Below are 15,203 nucleotides of genomic sequence, written 5' to 3' on the forward strand. Positions count from 1 at the left end.
CGAACCCTGCGTTTTTTGGCTGTGCTGAACCCATTTCATTCGTTTTCAGACGGCCTGTGAACTGTTTTTCAGGCGGTAACGTTCATCCCCGCTGCTAACAATTCCTGCCGGATTTTTTCGGCAAACGCCACAGCGTGCGGCCCGTCGCCGTGCAGACAGATGCTGTCGGCCTGAACGGCAACCAAGCTGCCGTCCACTGCTTTGACCTGCCCGTCCCGCACCATCTGCAATACTTGGGCGATGGCTTCTTCGTCGCTGTCCACCTGCGCATCGGGGCGGCTGCGGGGAACCAGCGTGCCGTCGGGCATATAGCGGCGGTCGGCGAATACTTCGGAAATCACGCCCAAACCTGCGGCTTTTCCGGCTTCCAACAGCAGGCTGCCGGAAAGTGCCATCAGTTTCAATTTCGGGTCGAAGTCTGCCACAGTTCGGGCGATGATGTCCGCCAGCGCACGGTTTTTCGCCGCTTGGTTGTACATTGCGCCGTGCGGTTTGACATAAGCCATTTCCAAACCCTGATCATGGCACAATGCTTGTAATGCGCCCAACTGGTAATTCAGACACGCCCGCAAATCAGCTTCGGACAGATTCATTTCGGTACGGCCGAAGTTTTCCCGATCGGGATAGCCGGGGTGTGCGCCGATACGCACATTGTTTTGTCGGGCATACGCCAAAGCCGCCCGAATATCGGCAATGCTGCCGGCGTGTTGAGCGCAGGCAATGTTGGCCGAAGTAATCAGCCGCAACAGGGTTTCGTCGCTGCCGCAGCCTTCGGCGAGATCGGCGTTTAAATCAACCTGCTTCATTCACGATTCTCCGTATTTGGTTCAGATAGGCTCGGTTTTTGCGCCGCAGGGCGGCGGCTTCTTTCAAGCCGATTATTTTGAATCTGACTTTGCTGCCGAAACGCACTTGCGCCAGCCTGCCTAAATCGGCGGCGGCAACGGTGGCGATTTTCGGATAGCCGCCGGTGGTTTGCGCATCGGCAAGCAGGATAATCGGTTTGCCGCTAGGCGGCACCTGCACGGTTCCTGCCTGAACGGCGTGGGACAGCATTTCCAAAGGCTGCGACAGGGTCAGCGGCTGCCCGTCGAAGCGGTAGCCCATGCGGTTGCTGTCGCTTTGCAGCGTCCACGTTTCTCGTTCCAAATTCAGACGGCCTTCTTCGCTGAAAGCGGCATATTCAGACGAGGGAACAAGGTGGACGGTATCGGTAAACGGTATCGGAGCGATACCGACTTTGGACAACTCCTGCGCACCTTTGCCGACGGGGAGACAATCGCCTTTTTGCAGCATTCTGCCCTGATGGCCGCCGAAACCGGCTTTCAGGTCGGTGCTTCTCGAACCCATCACTTCCGGCACATCAAATCCGCCCGCCACGCACACATAGCCGTACATACCCTGCACGGCACGCACCAGCTTCAAGGTCTGTCCTTTGCGGGCGGTATAACGCCAATACGAATAGACCGGTTCGCCGTCCAATTCCGCCTGATACACAGCACCGGTAAGGCAAAACGGCGTATCCTGTTCAAACACCAGCGTGATGCCGCCCAAGGCGATTTCGATTGCGGCTGCGCCTTCGTCGTTGCCCAATAAAATATTGCCCGCCGCCAAAGCAACCGTGTCCATCGCACCGGCATGGCCGATGCCGTAACGCCGGTGTCCGTAGCGTCCGGCATCCTGAATATGCGCCGGTGCCTGCACTGCCGAAACGTGAATCATGGCTCAATCCTTTCTGCAACAAAGCGGACTTGGTCGCCCGCTGCCAACAGGGTCGGCGGATTCAAATCGGCACGGAACAGGGGCAATTCGGTTTTGCCGATAATCTGCCAGCCACCGGGCGAAGCGAACGGATACACGCCGGTCTGACTGCCGCCGATACCGACCGAACCGGCGGGAACAGATGTTCTCGGCACGGCACGGCGGGGCGTGTGCAGCGATTCGGGTAAGCCGCCCAGATAGGGGAAACCGGGCTGGAAGCCCATCATAAATACGGTATAGGTTTGCGCCGTATGGCGGCGGACGATTTCGGCAATGTCTGTCTGATGGAAAGCGGCGACTTCCGCCAAATCCGGCCCGTATTCGCCGCCGTAGCAGACGGGAATTTCTACCAGTTTGCCCTGATTGGCGGCAACGGCGGTGTGTTCCCACACGTCTTGCAGTTTGTCGGCAAGCACCGCCAAATCGGTGTCGAAACGGGTGAACACGGTCAGATTGTTCATACCGACCACCACTTCTGCAATCCCGTCATGCTGCTCAAGCGCAGCAGCAAATGCCCACAGCTTTTGCTGTTTGCCTAATTCGGAAGGTGCATTCAGTCGGCAGACCAAAGCGGATTCGCTGATTGGTGTGATCTCTATTCTCATTTTTTGTTAAGTTTGGTTATGATTTGACAAATCTATATGGGTCGGGGGCATTTTGTCAATAGTTCCTTATACGATAATATAGTGAAATAACCCCAAAGCAATACAAGGCGGCAAGCCGCAGACAGTATGGACAATACGGCAAGGCGAAGCCAACGCTGTAGTGCTTTGAGGTTATTTCACTATAAATGCACCATAAGCGTGAGGCCGTCTGAAAAATGCTCCCGCTGCTGCACTTTTTCAGACGGCCTCGACATTTTCTATTAGAATAAAGCCTTTCATTATCCACCACAGCCCAGATTATGTTTCCGACCCAGCCTGATTCTTCCCTGCTCAACGGCCTGAATGCCGAACAACTCGCCGCCGTTACTTGGCCGCCGCAATCCGCTCTGGTGCTGGCGGGTGCGGGCAGCGGCAAAACCCGAGTCCTCACCACCCGCATTGCGTGGCTGCTGCAAAGCGGACAGGCAGGCGTGGGCAGCATTATGGCGGTTACCTTTACCAACAAAGCCGCCAAAGAAATGCAGACCCGCTTGGGGGCGATGATTCCGGTTAATGTACGCTCGATGTGGCTGGGAACGTTTCACGGTTTGTGCCACCGTTTTCTGCGGCTGCACCACCGCGACGCAGGTTTGCCCTCTTCCTTTCAAATTCTCGACAGCGGCGACCAGCTTTCCTTAATCAAACGCCTGCTCAAAAGCCTCAACATCGCCGAAGAAATCATCGCCCCCCGCAGTCTGCAAGGCTTTATCAACGCCCAAAAAGAAGCCGGGCTGCGTGCCGGCAAACTCGAAGCCGCCGATTTTCACACCCGCAAACTGATTGAATGCTTTGCCGAATACGACAAATGGTGCAACCGTGAAGGCGTGGTCGATTTTGCCGAACTCATGCTCCGAAGCTACGAACTGCTGCAAAGCAACGAAACCCTGCGCCGCCATTACCAAAACCGTTTCAACCATATTCTGGTGGACGAATTCCAAGACACCAACAAGCTGCAATATGCGTGGCTGAAACTGATGGCGGGCGAACACGCCGCCGTATTTGCCGTGGGCGACGACGACCAAAGCATTTACCGTTTCCGGGGCGCACACGTCGGCAACATGACGGCGCTGATGAAAGAATTCCACATCGAAGAACCGATCAAACTCGAACAAAACTACCGCTCGGTCGGCAACATCCTCACCGCCGCCAACATCGTGATTGCCAACAACGGCGACCGACTGGGCAAAAACCTGCGCACCGATGCCGAAAGCGGCGACAAAATCCGCTTTTTCTCCGCCGCCACCGATTACGACGAAGCCATGTTTATCGTTGAAGAAGCCAAATCGCTGCAACGGGAAGGCAAACGCCTCGATGAAATGGCGGTGCTGTACCGCAGCAACGCCCAATCCCGTGTTATCGAACAAGCCCTGTTCCGCAGCGGCGTCGCCTACAAAATCTACGGCGGTCTGCGTTTCTACGAACGTCAGGAAATCAAACACGCCCTCGCCTATCTGCGTCTCGCCGTCAATCCCGACGACGACAACGCCCTATTGCGGGTAATTAACGTCCCCGCCCGAGGCATCGGCACCCGCACCGTCGAAAATATTCAGACGGCCTCGCAGGAACAAGGCATTTCCCTGTGGCAAGCCGCCTGCGGCATGGGTGCAAAAGCCGCCAAAGTCGCCGCCTTTGTCCGCATTATCGAACAAATGCGCCAGCAAATCGGCCTGCTTTCCCTACCCGAACTCATGCACAGCGCCGTTCACGACAGCGGCCTGATGGAATCGTACCGCAACGCCAAAGGCGACAACCAAGACCGAATCGACAACTTGGAAGAACTCATCAACGCCGCCATCGAGTTCAAACCCGAAGACAGCAACTTCGAAACCATTCCCGAAGATTTGCAACATTCCCCCGCCTTCCCCATCTTGGCATTCTTAAGCAACGCCGCCCTAGAATCCGGCGAAAACCAAGCCGGTTCGGGCGAAGAAGCCGTACAACTGATGACCGTCCACGCCGCCAAAGGCTTGGAATTCGACACCGTCTTCCTCAGCGGCATGGAAGAAGGCCGCTTCCCCAGCGAAATGAGCCTCGCCGAACACGGCGGCCTCGAAGAAGAACGCCGCCTGATGTACGTCGCCATCACCCGCGCCCGCCAACGCCTCTACATCAGCATGGCACAACAACGCATGCTGCACGGCCAAACCCAGTTCGGCATCGTCTCCCGCTTTGTCGAAGAAATCCCGCCGCAGGTTATGCACCCCCTCTCCCCGCACACCCGCCACACCGCCCCTAAAACCGCAGCAGCCAAAGACCCCGTGGTCGAAAGCTACAAAAAACCGCAAAGCTACGACGGCTTCCGCATCGGCCAAAACGTCCGCCACGCCAAATTCGGCACCGGCGTCATTATCGATGCCCTAGACAAAGGCCAATCCGCCCGCCTGACCATCAACTTCGGCAAAGCCGGCATCAAAGATTTGGACACCAAATTCGCCGTATTGGAAGCCGTCTGAAAATGAGCGTAGCGAGTTTCTGCGAAGCTAAAAATCAGTCGTAGGGTGCAGGTAACCGCACCGCTTTGTTTCATGATTGAAACTGCAATCTTGTTCACCATGGTACGATTACCCGTACCCTACTCCTACGCTTGCTTTTTATAATGTTCTATTACTGCTTTGGGTGAAAGTGGGGCATTGCATCGATTGCAATGATGGATAAATGGTACCATTCCTTGGCTATAAGATATTCCTTCAGTATCGCCATTTACACTTTTTCCATTGAACAGATTTTGAAACCTATGGCAATAAGGGCAAATAGTCAGAAAAAATGTAGAGATAACACTATATACAGTCAGTACAGCAAACAATAACCCAAGCCAACTCATTAATTCATCAAAGTTAGCAATATGAATAATGCTGCATTTTTGCAAAAAAGTTAATAATCCTAAAAATCCGGTATAAAAATAAGCAAATTTTGACGGTATTAATCTTCGCTGGAATTTTACAGCGGTTTTTAACTCTTTCTCTTTATTGTTAGATTTAAAAGGTATAATTTTGTTGTAATTATTAATACTCATTTTTGCTTCCTACCGTTTTTCAGACGGCCTTCTGCTGCAATTACACGCCCAGATAGCTTTCCCGGCTGGCGAGCCAGCGGTTGAGGTGGGCGGTTACGGTTGCGGGGTGGTGGTCGATCAGTTGCGGGGCGAGTTCTCTGGCTTTTTCTAAGAGTTGCAAATCTTCTTCTAAATTGGCGAAACGCAGCATGGGTACGCCGCTCTGGCGTGCGCCGAGAAATTCGCCGGGGCCTCGGATGTTGAGGTCTTGGCGGGCGATTTCGAAGCCGTCGGTGTGTTCGTAAATCACTTTCAGGCGGGCTTTTGCCAATTCGCTCAGGGGTTCGGAAAACAGTAAAACGCAAGCGCTGGCGGCTGCGCCCCGGCCGACCCGCCCCCGCAGTTGGTGAAGCTGCGCCAAGCCCATGCGTTCGGCGTGTTCGATGACCATCAGGCTGGCGTTGGGAACGTCCACGCCGACTTCGATGACGGTGGTTGCGACTAAAACATTGAGCCGTCCGGCGGAAAATTCGCTCATGATTCCGGCTTTTTCGGCGGCTTTCATGCGGCCGTGTACCAAGCCGATTTTGAGTTCGGGCAATGCCTGCTGTAAAACGGCGAGGGTGTCGGTGGCGGTTTGCAGCTGCAGGGTTTCGCTCTCTTCAATCAGCGGGCATACCCAATATGCCTGCTGTCCTTTGCGGCATGTGGCCAATACGAAGCCTTCGACTTCGGCACGGCGGGCGCTGTTGACCAGTCGGGTTTTAATCGGGGTGCGGTTGGGGGGCAATTCGTCAATCACGGATACGTCTAAATCGGCGAAAAAACTCATGGCCAAGGTGCGGGGAATGGGGGTGGCGGACATCATCAGTTGGTGAACGTCGCAGCCTTTGTTTTTCAAGGCCAACCGCTGCGCTACGCCGAAGCGGTGCTGCTCGTCCACAATCACTAAGCCGAGATTGTGAAACTGAACGTCGTCTTGAAACAGGGCGTGGGTGCCGACGGTGATGTGGGCAAGGCCGTCTGAAACGGCGGTTTTGTTTTGGTCTTTGGCTTTTTTACGCTGGCTGCCGGAAAGCCATGCCACGTTCAGACCGAGCGGTTCAAACCATTGTTTGAATTTGATGAAATGCTGTTCGGCGAGAATTTCGGTCGGTGCCATCACTGCCACTTGCGTGTCGGCTTCAATGGCGGTCAGGGCGGCAAGGGCGGCGACAATGGTTTTGCCGCTGCCGACATCGCCCTGCAGCAGGCGGTGCATGGGATAAGTGTGGGCGAGGTCGGCACGAATTTCACCGACGACACGCTGCTGCGCCTGCGTGAGGGCAAACGGTAAGGCGTTCAGCAGCCGGAGGGACAGGCTGCCGTCGCCGTTTAAGGGTTTGGCTTCGCCGCTGATCCGCTTTTGCCGTGCCAGCCGCATGGATAATTGCTGCGCCAGCAGTTCGTCAAATTTGAGCCGCTGCCATGCGGGCAAGGTGCCGTCTGAAAGCTGCTGTACGGTCAGTTCGGGCGGCGGGGCATGCAGCAGGCGCAGGCTTTCGGCAAGATGCGGCAAATTCAGACGGCCTAATAAGTCGTCGGGCAAGGTGTCATGCAGCGGTAAGCTGTCTAATGCCGTCTGAATCATGCGGCGCAGGTTGGGTTGGGTCAGACCGTTTACGGTCGGGTAAACCGGTGTCAGGCTTTCTGCCAAACCGCTGTTTTCGGCATCACGGATTTTCGGGTGTATCATTTCATCGCCGAAAAAACCGTGTTTGATTTCGCCGACCGCCCGAATGCGTTTGCCTTCGGCAAGCTGTTTTTGATGGCTGGGATAAAAGTGGATAAAGCGCAAATGCAGCACGCTGCCGGAATGGTCGGCAATCCGCACCACCAACTGGCGGCGGGGGCGGAACTGCACTTCTTGAAACAAAACCGTGCCTTCTACCTGACACGGTACGCCCAAAGGGGCATCGGCAATCGGCATCACATGGGTTTCGTCTTCATAACGCAGCGGTAGGTGCAACGCCAAATCCCAAGCCGTCTGAATATTGAGTTTGGCGAGTTTTTTGGCGGCATTTTCGGTAATTTTGAGCTGTTTCTGCGTTTCGGTCGGCATCATGGCGGCGGTCTTTGGGGAAACGGGGTTGGTGTGGATTATAGTGAAATTCCCAATAAAGTACTACGCCGCAGACCTGCCTTGCGTAAATCATCGGTGTTGCGGCATACACAAAAAAACATGCCGTCTGAAAATCGGGTTTTAGCTGCGCAGAAACTCGCTACACTCGTTTTCAGACGGCATGTTTGGGAAACGGCAAAATTAAGCGTTGCCTTCTTCCTGTTGGTACATCGCTTCAAAGTTGATCGGTGCCAGCAATACCGGCGGGAAGCCGGCACGGGTTACACTGGAAGAAATCGCTTCGCGGGCGTATGGGAACAGGATGTTCGGACAGGCAATGCCCAACAGCAGTTTGGCATCTTCTTCCGGAATGTTTTCCAAACGGAAAATACCGCTTTGGGTAACTTCGTTGAGGAACATGGTGCGTTCGCCGTCGAGCTTGGCGGTTACGGTGATGGTTACATCAACGGCGTAAATGCTTTCGCCCAATTTTTCGTTGTTGGTCGAAACACGCATATCGACTTCAGGCTCGCCCTGTTCCAAAAAGATTTGCGGAGCGTGCGGCACTTCCAAAGACAAGTCTTTGACATACAGACGCTCGATGCTGAATACCGGTTGCAATTCTTCGCTCATTTTGTTTTCCTATCAAGGTTGGGAGTTAAGTAAAACGGATAATTCGCCCCGCTGCTGCAAGGCATAAAGGTCGGTAAAACCGCCGACATGGGTGTCGCCGATAAAAATCTGCGGAATGCTGCGCTGGCCGGAACGTTGCTGCATTTCATCGAAAGCCGCCGGATTTTGATCGACACGGATTTCCTGAATTTCGCCGACTCCCGCCGCTGCAAGCAGCCGCTTGGCCATGGTGCAGTAGGGGCAAAACGCTCCGGTGTACATGGTCACTGGATTCATAATCGCTTCCTGTTTTCGGTTTATTGTAACGGAATATAGGGGCGGGCGGCGGCTTTTGCAAGTCTTAGCGTCAATTCGTTTTAAAATCCGTTTTTCAGACGGCCTTTCCCAATGCCGAAACATGGCAACATCACTGTTTTTACAGTATGATTAGCCCTGTTTTCAAGCCAAATCGCTTTTGCAATCCGTTTTTATAGTGAAATAAATATCGTGAACCCAAACGGTTAAAGAACCGATTGCAAAAACCATTTCCATCTTTCCAAATCCACCATTTCGAGCAAACATCATGTTATCAGGCATTCCCATTCCCAAAGACACCGTCCGCCCGCCGGAAACCGTTTTGGTCAATATCACCCCGCAGGAAACACGGGTCGCCGTATTGGAAGAAAACAATATCTGCGAGCTGCACATCGAACGCAACAGCGGCCACAGTTTGGTCGGCAACATTTATTTAGGCATCGTGCGGCGGGTATTGCCCGGTATGCAGAGCGCCTTTATCGACATCGGCCTTGAGCGTGCCGCCTTTTTGCACATCGTCGATGTCTTGGAACAGCGCCGCAACCCCGAAGAAACCCAACGCATCGAACACATGCTGTTTGAAGGACAATCCGTTCTCGTCCAAGTTATCAAAGACCCCATCAACACCAAAGGCGCACGCCTTTCCACCCAAATTTCCCTTGCCGGCCGCTTTCTGGTTCACCTGCCGCAAGAAAACCACATCGGCATTTCCCAACGCATCGAAGACGAAACCGAACGCAACCTGCTGCGCGAACGGCTCACCAACCTGCTCGACGAAGAAGCCTGCCACGGCTACATTATCCGCACCAACGCCGAAAACGCCAGCGACCGCCAACTTCAAGCCGACATCCACTACCTCACTAAAGTGTGGGAACACATCCAGCAGCAAGCCAAAACCCAGCCGCCCGAAACCCTGCTCTACCAAGACCTGCCCCTCAGCCTGCGGGTCTTGCGGGACATGTTCAGCGCCGACACCCAGCGCATCCTCGTCGATTCCACTGAAAACCACCGCCGCATGACCCAGTTTGCCGAACAATACGTCCACGGCGCACTCGGAAAAATCGAACTCTTCAAAGGCGAACGCCCCCTGTTTGAAACCTACAACATCGAACAGGAAATCAGTAGCGCCCTGCAACCCCGAGTCAACCTCAACTTCGGAAGCTACCTGATTATCGAATCCACCGAAGCCATGACCACTATCGACGTGAACACCGGCGGCTTCGTCGGCGCACGCAACTTCGACGAAACCATCTTCCGCACCAACCTCGAAGCCTGCCACACCATCGCCCGAGAACTGCGCCTGCGCAATCTGGGCGGCATCATCATCATCGACTTCATCGACATGGCACTCGAAACCCATCGCGAAGCCGTGTTGCAAGAACTCGCCAAAGCCCTCAGCTTCGACCGCACCCGAGTAACCCTCAACGGCTTTACCAGTCTCGGCTTGGTCGAACTCACCCGCAAACGCTCGCGCGAAAACCTCAACCAAATCCTCTGCGAACCCTGCCCCGCCTGCCAAGGCCGAGGCCGTCTGAAAACCCCGCAGACCGTATGCTACGAAATCCAGCGCGAAGTCGTCAGAGAAGCCCGCCGCTTCGATGCCCAAGCCTTCCGCATCCTCGCCGCTCCCAACGTTATCGACCTCTTCCTCGACGAAGAATCCCAATCCCTCGCCATGCTGATCGACTTTATCGGCAAACCGATTTCCCTCGCCGTCGAAACCGCCTACACACAGGAACAGTATGATATTGTGTTAATTTAGGAAATTATTCTTAAACAAGCCGTCTGAAAAACGAGATGGTACTCTGTCAGGACAATCTCGTGTGTTTTCTCGTTTCCCTCTATCCTGATTTCTACAGGTGAGGCAATAACTTAACCAAATTTCCGCTCAAATTTCCCCGCTGTCCGCCAAAATGCGAGGTGGGAGCGGGGTGTCAGGTGCAGGGTGCCTTGTTCGGTGGCGAGGGTCAGGCGGTGCAGGCGGCGTTGGTTGAGGGCTTGCCAGAGGGGGGCGAACCATGTTTGTTCCCAATGCTGCAACAGCGATGTGTGGGATTCGCTGCCGCAAAGGGTGAAGTCGTCTTGCAGAATCAGGAAGTTGTCAGGATTTTCTGATAATTGGTTAAGGATTTGCTGCAGGTCGCCGAAGTTGTCGGGAACGGGGCGGGCGGGCGTTGGTGAGAATGCCGCCCACGGGCTGTTGCTGAATATTATGTCGGAGTTGGCGTTGCCGGTGAGGTCTTGCCACAGCCATAAAACATTGACCGGCTGCAGGCCTTGACGGTGGCGTTCGGCGTTGAGCGGGTGTTGGTGCAACCACATTTGGATTTCGGTCTGTTTGGCCAGCCAAGTCGGGGCATCGTTGCCGCAGGCTTGGTCGGCGGGGCTGATTTGGTTGCCGATGTCGGGGACGGGGGTAACTTGCCAGTCGGGCTGCTCAGTGTGGTTTTCAGACGGCATCAGTGCCAGCCATAAATCGTTGTGCAGCGGAACAAATTCCCAGTGTTCGTCTTGATAAAAGCTGCTGAGTTCGGCGCACCAGCGTTGGGCTTCGTGTGGGGAAATGGCGAGGTGGCGGCCGGCGGTGATGCCTGCGCTGTGCATGCCCATTTCTTGGTAAAACGGGCTGGCAAAGGCGGTCGGGCGGTCGGGGGTGATGCCTGCGATGCGTTTTGCTTGTTGCAGAATGCTGCCTTGCCACAGGTGGCGGCGGTAAAATTCAGACGGCCTGCACGGTTGCGGCTGCCATCTGCCGTAGCGCAGCATTTGGTTGAATGCGGGCGTTTGCCGGTGGCCGGTGTGTAAAGGAAGTGAAGGTAGGGCGAGGGTCAGGTTCATGATATTCGGGTCGGACTGGGAAACGGGTTATGCGGCGGATTGCTGTGTTTTTGTGCTATGTTTTTGTAAAAATAACGTTTTATGGTAAGATGCGCTTGGTAAAAAACGGAAAATCTGCGTGCCAAATGCCGCCAAAGCCGTAATAATAACATGCTTGCGCAGGCTGAGGCCGTCTGAAAACGGGGCAGTCGGGCAGTTCAGGTAACAATGAAAAAGATGCCGTTGCGGTTTCTTTTTCATTTTTATTTGGTATTTGAAATACAGCAAGGACGATGTGTGACGCAATTCAAACAGTCTGAATCATTTTTGAAACGTATTGCCAAACGCAAACCGGCGCAGGCGCTGCTGTTGGGCGTATTGCTTCCGGTAGGCGTGATGACGGCGTATGCGGTTACCGAGCCGTTGCCGCAGAATCAGGATTTTAAAACCGAACGGATTTCGCAGGAATTGCCGCCGGTAAAAATTACCGCCGAGCCGGTGCAGTCGGGCTATTGGCTGCAGGAAGTGGTCAAAGAAGACGACACGCTTCCGGACGTGTTGGCACGTTTGGGTGTGGCGCAGAGCGATATTCAGCAGATTATGGCGAAAAGCAGCATCCGCAAAGATGTCAATAAACTGCGCAGCGGACACTCGGTCAGCCTGCGGGTTGATGAAGCCGGACAGGTCAGCGATGTCCAGTTTTTCACCGATGAAGAATTGGAACAGAATCTGGTGGCGCTGGAAAAGGTAAACGGCAAATGGCAGGCTTCCACTTCGGAAGTCGATATGAAAACCATGCCGACCCTGCGTGCCGTGCAAATCCGCAGTTCCGCCATCGGCGATATGCTGCGTGCGGAAATCCCGTCCGAAGTCTATCTTCAGTTGCGGGAAATCTTTGCCGATACGCTGGATATGCAGAGCCTGAAAGAAGGCGATGTGATTCGTCTGCTGTATAACAGCATGTATTTCCGGGGCCAGCAAATGGCAGTGGGCGATATTCTCGCCGCCGAAATCGTCAAAGGCGGCAAAACCTATCAGGCGTATTATTACAGCCAAGGCAAGGGCAACGAGGAAAGCGGCAACTATTACGATCAAAACGGCAAATCCCTGCAACAAAAAGCCGGATTTAACACCCAGCCCGTCAATTACACCCATATTTCCTCACCGTTCGGCTACCGAGTCCACCCGATTCGCCATACCGTACACATGCACACCGGCATCGACTACGCCGCCCCGATCGGTACGCCCGTACGGGCCGCAGCCGACGGCAAACTGACCTTTAAAGGCTGGCGCGGCGGCTATGGCCATACCGTGATGCTGGTACACGCCAACGGCGTAGAAACACTTTACGGCCACCTGAGCGCATTTTCCGACGCCCAAGGCAGCGTGAGAGCCGGCGACATCATCGGCTATGTCGGCACATCCGGCCAATCCACCGGCCCGCACCTGCACTACGAAGCCCGTGTAAACGGCCAGCCGGTCAATCCGACCACCGTCGCCCTCCCGACACCGAAACTGACCCCGAACAACATGACCGCATTCAAACGCAGCCAAAAAGAATCCGGTATGCTGCTCGCACAACTGCGGGGGCTGTCGGTATCCGTGGCGCAGCTTGACTGAACCAAAGCAGACCGAAGCCGTCTGAAAACACAGATTTTCCCCGCCGCCGGAACACCGCAGCGGAACAGCGTTCAGACGGCAGTTTGCAAAAAGATTTCCTCAAAACCGTTTCCCATAAACAACATATGTGGAAAAAAGAACGATAAAATACCGTTTTTTCAGAAAGCTGCTTGAAACGAAGCTGCTTTTTATGGTATAAATCCCGTTTTACTATTTTTGAAGTTTGGAGACTAACCATGGCACGAGTTTGCAAAGTGACCGGTAAGCGCCCGATGTCTGGCAATAACGTATCACACGCCAACAACAAAACCAAACGTCGTTTTTTGCCTAACTTGCAATCACGTCGTTTTTGGGTGGAAAGTGAAAACCGCTGGGTGCGCCTGCGCGTTTCTAACGCCGCATTGCGTACCATCGACAAAGTAGGCATTGATGTCGTATTGGCTGATTTGCGTGCTCGCGGCGAAGCTTAATTTAACGAACGCTTAATTAAGGATTACTGCAATGCGCGATAAAATCAAATTGGAATCATCTGCTGGTACTGGTCACTTCTATACCACTACCAAAAACAAACGTACTATGCCCGGCAAACTGGAAATCAAAAAATTTGATCCGGTAGCCCGCAAACACGTTATCTACAAAGAAACCAAATTGAAATAATCAGGTTTCTCTGTCGGAAAAACAAAGCCTTTGTTGCAAAACAAAGGCTTTTTGCCGTTTAGGCCGTCTGAAAACCGGCGTTGCGAAAACCGATGACGGGCATGGCCGTTCAGTTATGTTGGCTGCAGTTTACCGAACTGTATAGAAAATCCGGTATTTCAGCGATATACTGGCAATATTTCCACATCAGGAGCATGGGTATGCAAGTCAGCAGCAAAGCAATTGAAAACGGCGTGTTCGCCGACAAATACGGCAAGCGGGGCAGTCAGTTTGGGGCCAACGGTATGCCGACTTATTCGATTCCGTTTGAAATCAGCGGTGCGCCGGAGGGCACGCAGTCGTTTGCGGTGGTATTGGAAGACAAAGATGCCGTTACTGCAGCCGGTTTTGTGTGGACGCATTGGCTGATTGCCGATTTGGAACGCGCATCGGTTGCCGAAAACGAAAGCCTGAGCGCCACTGATTTTGTGCAGGGTGCCAACAGTTGGGCGAGCGTGCTGGGGCAGGTGGACATCGAGGCGGCTTCGGTTTACGGCGGTATGGCACCGCCAAACTGCAAACACCGTTACGAACTGATTGTTTATGCCTTGGATTGCAAATTAGGGCTGAAAAAAGGTTTCCGTTTCAATGATTTGCACTTTGCCATGAAAGGGCATATTTTGGCGCAGGCCGAAGTAGTGGGCGAATACGACGTTTAAGTTTGAAAAAACACCCCCCATGCCGTCTGAAAACGAGCAAAGCGAGTTTCTGCGAAGCTAAAATCAGCCAAGCATGTTTTCAGACGGCATGGGGTTTGTCGTTTCAGATGAAATGATTATTTCTGGTTTTGGCTGATGATTTTTTCCAAAACCGGCATCGGGCTGTAACCGCTTTGGGTGCGGCCGTTGGGGAAAATCAGCGTCGGTGTGCCGTTGAAGCCGAGCTGTTCGCCCAGCGAGGTGGTTTCGGCAACCGGATTGTCGCAGGCTTGGGTATTTTTCGGGAACACGCCCTGACGCATCCATTTTGTCCATGCAGCGGTGCGGTCGGGTTGGCACCAGATGATTTCGGCTTTGCGTGCGGCATCGGCGTGTAGGCTGGTAATCGGCATCATAAAGTTGTAGATGGTGATGTCGGTCATCTTTTCAAATTCGTGTTCCAAGCGTTTGCAGAACGGGCAGTCGGGGTCGGAGAACACGACCACCTGCAGTTTGCCGTTGCCGCGTACTTCTTTAATCGCCTTGTCCAACGGCAGGCTGGAGAAATCGATTTTGTTTAAGTCGGCACTGCGTTTGTCGGTGAGGCTTTCACGGGAGTTGATGTCGATCAGGTCGCCCACCAGCATATAATCGCCTTTGGCATCGGTGTAGATAATCTGTTTGCCGCTCACAACCACTTCGTAAATGCCCGCCAGCGGTGTTTCGCTGATGCTGACCACTTTCAAATTTTGGGCGGCATAAGTTTTTTCCAGCTTGGCTTTCAAGGTTTCGCCAACCTTGGCCGGTGCGGCGGTTTGGGCAGTCGCCGCCGTTGTTTTTTCGGCAGCCTGACCGCAGGCCGCCAGCGGCAGCAGCATCAGGGGCAGCAGGAATTTGAGAATATATTTCATGTGCTTCATTCGGTATGGAAGTAAAAGCTGCATTGTAGCAAACATCGGCGCAGCGTGCATAAAGAGGCGGCAGGCCGTCTGAAAATGAGCAAAGCG

16 protein-coding genes are annotated in these 15,203 nt (G+C 53.9%); 6 read left to right on the top strand and 10 right to left on the bottom strand.

Features of this window, described 5'->3' with window-relative positions; genetic code table 11:
- Positions 1-68: 68 nt before the first annotated feature.
- Genes pxpA through pxpB form a run of 3 tightly spaced genes read right to left on the bottom strand, consistent with a single transcriptional unit; the run spans position 69 to position 2,366 of the window.
- Complete coding sequence (gene pxpA, locus PJU73_RS06570) at positions 69-806, bottom strand: 5-oxoprolinase subunit PxpA (protein WP_237091334.1); 738 nt, start codon at positions 804-806, stop codon at positions 69-71.
- Positions 793-1,722 carry a 5-oxoprolinase subunit C family protein gene (locus tag PJU73_RS06575; protein WP_237091333.1) on the bottom strand — a complete coding sequence of 310 codons (930 nt, stop codon included), beginning with the start codon at positions 1,720-1,722 and terminating at the stop codon, positions 793-795. Before PJU73_RS06575 ends, pxpA begins: the two co-directional genes overlap by 14 nt.
- Complete coding sequence (pxpB, locus tag PJU73_RS06580) at positions 1,719-2,366, bottom strand: 5-oxoprolinase subunit PxpB (RefSeq protein WP_237091332.1); 648 nt, start codon at positions 2,364-2,366, stop codon at positions 1,719-1,721. The genes PJU73_RS06575 and pxpB overlap by 4 nt, the downstream gene beginning before the upstream one ends.
- A 299-nt stretch (positions 2,367-2,665) precedes the next feature.
- On the opposite strand from pxpB, the gene PJU73_RS06585 reads away from it, so the two are divergent.
- Positions 2,666-4,858: a UvrD-helicase domain-containing protein gene (locus tag PJU73_RS06585; RefSeq protein ID WP_237091331.1), complete on the top strand. Its 2,193-nt coding sequence runs from the start codon at positions 2,666-2,668 to the stop codon at positions 4,856-4,858.
- A gap of 125 nt (positions 4,859-4,983) precedes the next feature.
- Here the strand turns inward: PJU73_RS06585 and PJU73_RS06590 are convergent, their stop codons facing one another.
- The 4 genes from PJU73_RS06590 to grxC all read right to left on the bottom strand — a co-directional run bounded on the left by PJU73_RS06590 (position 4,984) and on the right by grxC (position 8,407).
- Positions 4,984-5,418: a hypothetical protein gene (locus PJU73_RS06590; protein WP_237091330.1), complete on the bottom strand. Its 435-nt coding sequence runs from the start codon at positions 5,416-5,418 to the stop codon at positions 4,984-4,986.
- Between the two features lie 40 nt (positions 5,419-5,458).
- Positions 5,459-7,501 carry an ATP-dependent DNA helicase RecG gene (gene recG, locus PJU73_RS06595; protein ID WP_237091329.1) on the bottom strand — a complete coding sequence of 681 codons (2,043 nt, stop codon included), beginning with the start codon at positions 7,499-7,501 and terminating at the stop codon, positions 5,459-5,461.
- Between the two features lie 198 nt (positions 7,502-7,699).
- Positions 7,700-8,131, bottom strand: a complete 432-nt coding sequence (secB, locus tag PJU73_RS06600) for a protein-export chaperone SecB (protein WP_237091328.1) — start codon at positions 8,129-8,131, stop codon at positions 7,700-7,702.
- A gap of 12 nt (positions 8,132-8,143) precedes the next feature.
- A complete protein-coding gene (gene grxC / locus PJU73_RS06605) occupies positions 8,144-8,407 on the bottom strand; it encodes a glutaredoxin 3 (protein WP_237091327.1) in 264 nt (87 codons plus the stop codon).
- 286 nt (positions 8,408-8,693) lie between these two features.
- On the opposite strand from grxC, the gene rng reads away from it, so the two are divergent.
- The gene (rng, locus tag PJU73_RS06610) at positions 8,694-10,187 is read left to right on the top strand and encodes a ribonuclease G (protein ID WP_237091326.1); all 1,494 of its coding nucleotides are present in this window, start codon (positions 8,694-8,696) and stop codon (positions 10,185-10,187) included.
- Positions 10,188-10,297: 110 nt separating this feature from the next.
- Here rng and PJU73_RS06615 read toward each other — a convergent pair whose 3' ends face one another.
- Both PJU73_RS06615 and PJU73_RS06620 read right to left on the bottom strand, forming a co-directional pair.
- Complete coding sequence (locus tag PJU73_RS06615) at positions 10,298-11,263, bottom strand: hypothetical protein (protein ID WP_237091325.1); 966 nt, start codon at positions 11,261-11,263, stop codon at positions 10,298-10,300.
- Positions 11,264-11,290: 27 nt separating this feature from the next.
- Positions 11,291-11,503, bottom strand: coding sequence for a hypothetical protein (locus PJU73_RS06620; protein ID WP_237091324.1), 213 nt, complete (start codon positions 11,501-11,503; stop codon positions 11,291-11,293).
- A 36-nt stretch (positions 11,504-11,539) separates the two neighbouring features.
- On the opposite strand from PJU73_RS06620, the gene PJU73_RS06625 reads away from it, so the two are divergent.
- The 4 genes from PJU73_RS06625 to PJU73_RS06640 all read left to right on the top strand — a co-directional run bounded on the left by PJU73_RS06625 (position 11,540) and on the right by PJU73_RS06640 (position 14,217).
- Complete coding sequence (locus PJU73_RS06625; protein ID WP_371871501.1) at positions 11,540-12,862, top strand: M23 family metallopeptidase; 1,323 nt, start codon at positions 11,540-11,542, stop codon at positions 12,860-12,862.
- A gap of 236 nt (positions 12,863-13,098) precedes the next feature.
- Positions 13,099-13,332: a 50S ribosomal protein L28 gene (gene rpmB / locus PJU73_RS06630; RefSeq protein ID WP_002216391.1), complete on the top strand. Its 234-nt coding sequence runs from the start codon at positions 13,099-13,101 to the stop codon at positions 13,330-13,332.
- A 31-nt stretch (positions 13,333-13,363) separates the two neighbouring features.
- Positions 13,364-13,519 carry a 50S ribosomal protein L33 gene (gene rpmG / locus PJU73_RS06635; protein ID WP_003684373.1) on the top strand — a complete coding sequence of 52 codons (156 nt, stop codon included), beginning with the start codon at positions 13,364-13,366 and terminating at the stop codon, positions 13,517-13,519.
- Positions 13,520-13,719: 200 nt separating this feature from the next.
- Positions 13,720-14,217, top strand: a complete 498-nt coding sequence (locus PJU73_RS06640) for a YbhB/YbcL family Raf kinase inhibitor-like protein (RefSeq protein WP_237091339.1) — start codon at positions 13,720-13,722, stop codon at positions 14,215-14,217.
- A gap of 116 nt (positions 14,218-14,333) precedes the next feature.
- On the opposite strand, the gene PJU73_RS06645 is transcribed toward PJU73_RS06640, so the two are convergent.
- On the bottom strand, positions 14,334-15,107 hold the full coding sequence (locus PJU73_RS06645) for a DsbC family protein (protein ID WP_237091323.1): 774 nt from the start codon (positions 15,105-15,107) through the stop codon (positions 14,334-14,336).
- Positions 15,108-15,203: the final 96 nt, after the last annotated feature.

It is taken from the genome of Neisseria lisongii (assembly GCF_028463985.1).
Classification (GTDB): domain Bacteria; phylum Pseudomonadota; class Gammaproteobacteria; order Burkholderiales; family Neisseriaceae; genus Neisseria; species Neisseria lisongii.

Excerpts from the sequence above, each read along its gene's own strand:
- pxpA (WP_237091334.1), bottom strand. The coding sequence starts at position 806 with ATGAAGCAGGTTGATTTAAACGCCGATCTCGCCGAAGGCTGCGGCAGC.
- rpmG (WP_003684373.1), top strand. The coding sequence starts at position 13,364 with ATGCGCGATAAAATCAAATTGGAATCATCTGCTGGTACTGGTCACTTC.
- PJU73_RS06620 (WP_237091324.1), bottom strand. The coding sequence starts at position 11,503 with ATGAAAAAGAAACCGCAACGGCATCTTTTTCATTGTTACCTGAACTGC.
- rpmB (WP_002216391.1), top strand. The coding sequence starts at position 13,099 with ATGGCACGAGTTTGCAAAGTGACCGGTAAGCGCCCGATGTCTGGCAAT.
- PJU73_RS06645 (WP_237091323.1), bottom strand. The coding sequence starts at position 15,107 with ATGAAATATATTCTCAAATTCCTGCTGCCCCTGATGCTGCTGCCGCTG.
- secB (WP_237091328.1), bottom strand. The coding sequence starts at position 8,131 with ATGAGCGAAGAATTGCAACCGGTATTCAGCATCGAGCGTCTGTATGTC.
- PJU73_RS06640 (WP_237091339.1), top strand. The coding sequence starts at position 13,720 with ATGCAAGTCAGCAGCAAAGCAATTGAAAACGGCGTGTTCGCCGACAAA.
- PJU73_RS06575 (WP_237091333.1), bottom strand. The coding sequence starts at position 1,722 with ATGATTCACGTTTCGGCAGTGCAGGCACCGGCGCATATTCAGGATGCC.
- PJU73_RS06585 (WP_237091331.1), top strand. The coding sequence starts at position 2,666 with ATGTTTCCGACCCAGCCTGATTCTTCCCTGCTCAACGGCCTGAATGCC.
- recG (WP_237091329.1), bottom strand. The coding sequence starts at position 7,501 with ATGATGCCGACCGAAACGCAGAAACAGCTCAAAATTACCGAAAATGCC.
- pxpB (WP_237091332.1), bottom strand. The coding sequence starts at position 2,366 with ATGAGAATAGAGATCACACCAATCAGCGAATCCGCTTTGGTCTGCCGA.
- grxC (WP_237091327.1), bottom strand. The coding sequence starts at position 8,407 with ATGAATCCAGTGACCATGTACACCGGAGCGTTTTGCCCCTACTGCACC.
- PJU73_RS06590 (WP_237091330.1), bottom strand. The coding sequence starts at position 5,418 with ATGAGTATTAATAATTACAACAAAATTATACCTTTTAAATCTAACAAT.
- rng (WP_237091326.1), top strand. The coding sequence starts at position 8,694 with ATGTTATCAGGCATTCCCATTCCCAAAGACACCGTCCGCCCGCCGGAA.
- PJU73_RS06615 (WP_237091325.1), bottom strand. The coding sequence starts at position 11,263 with ATGAACCTGACCCTCGCCCTACCTTCACTTCCTTTACACACCGGCCAC.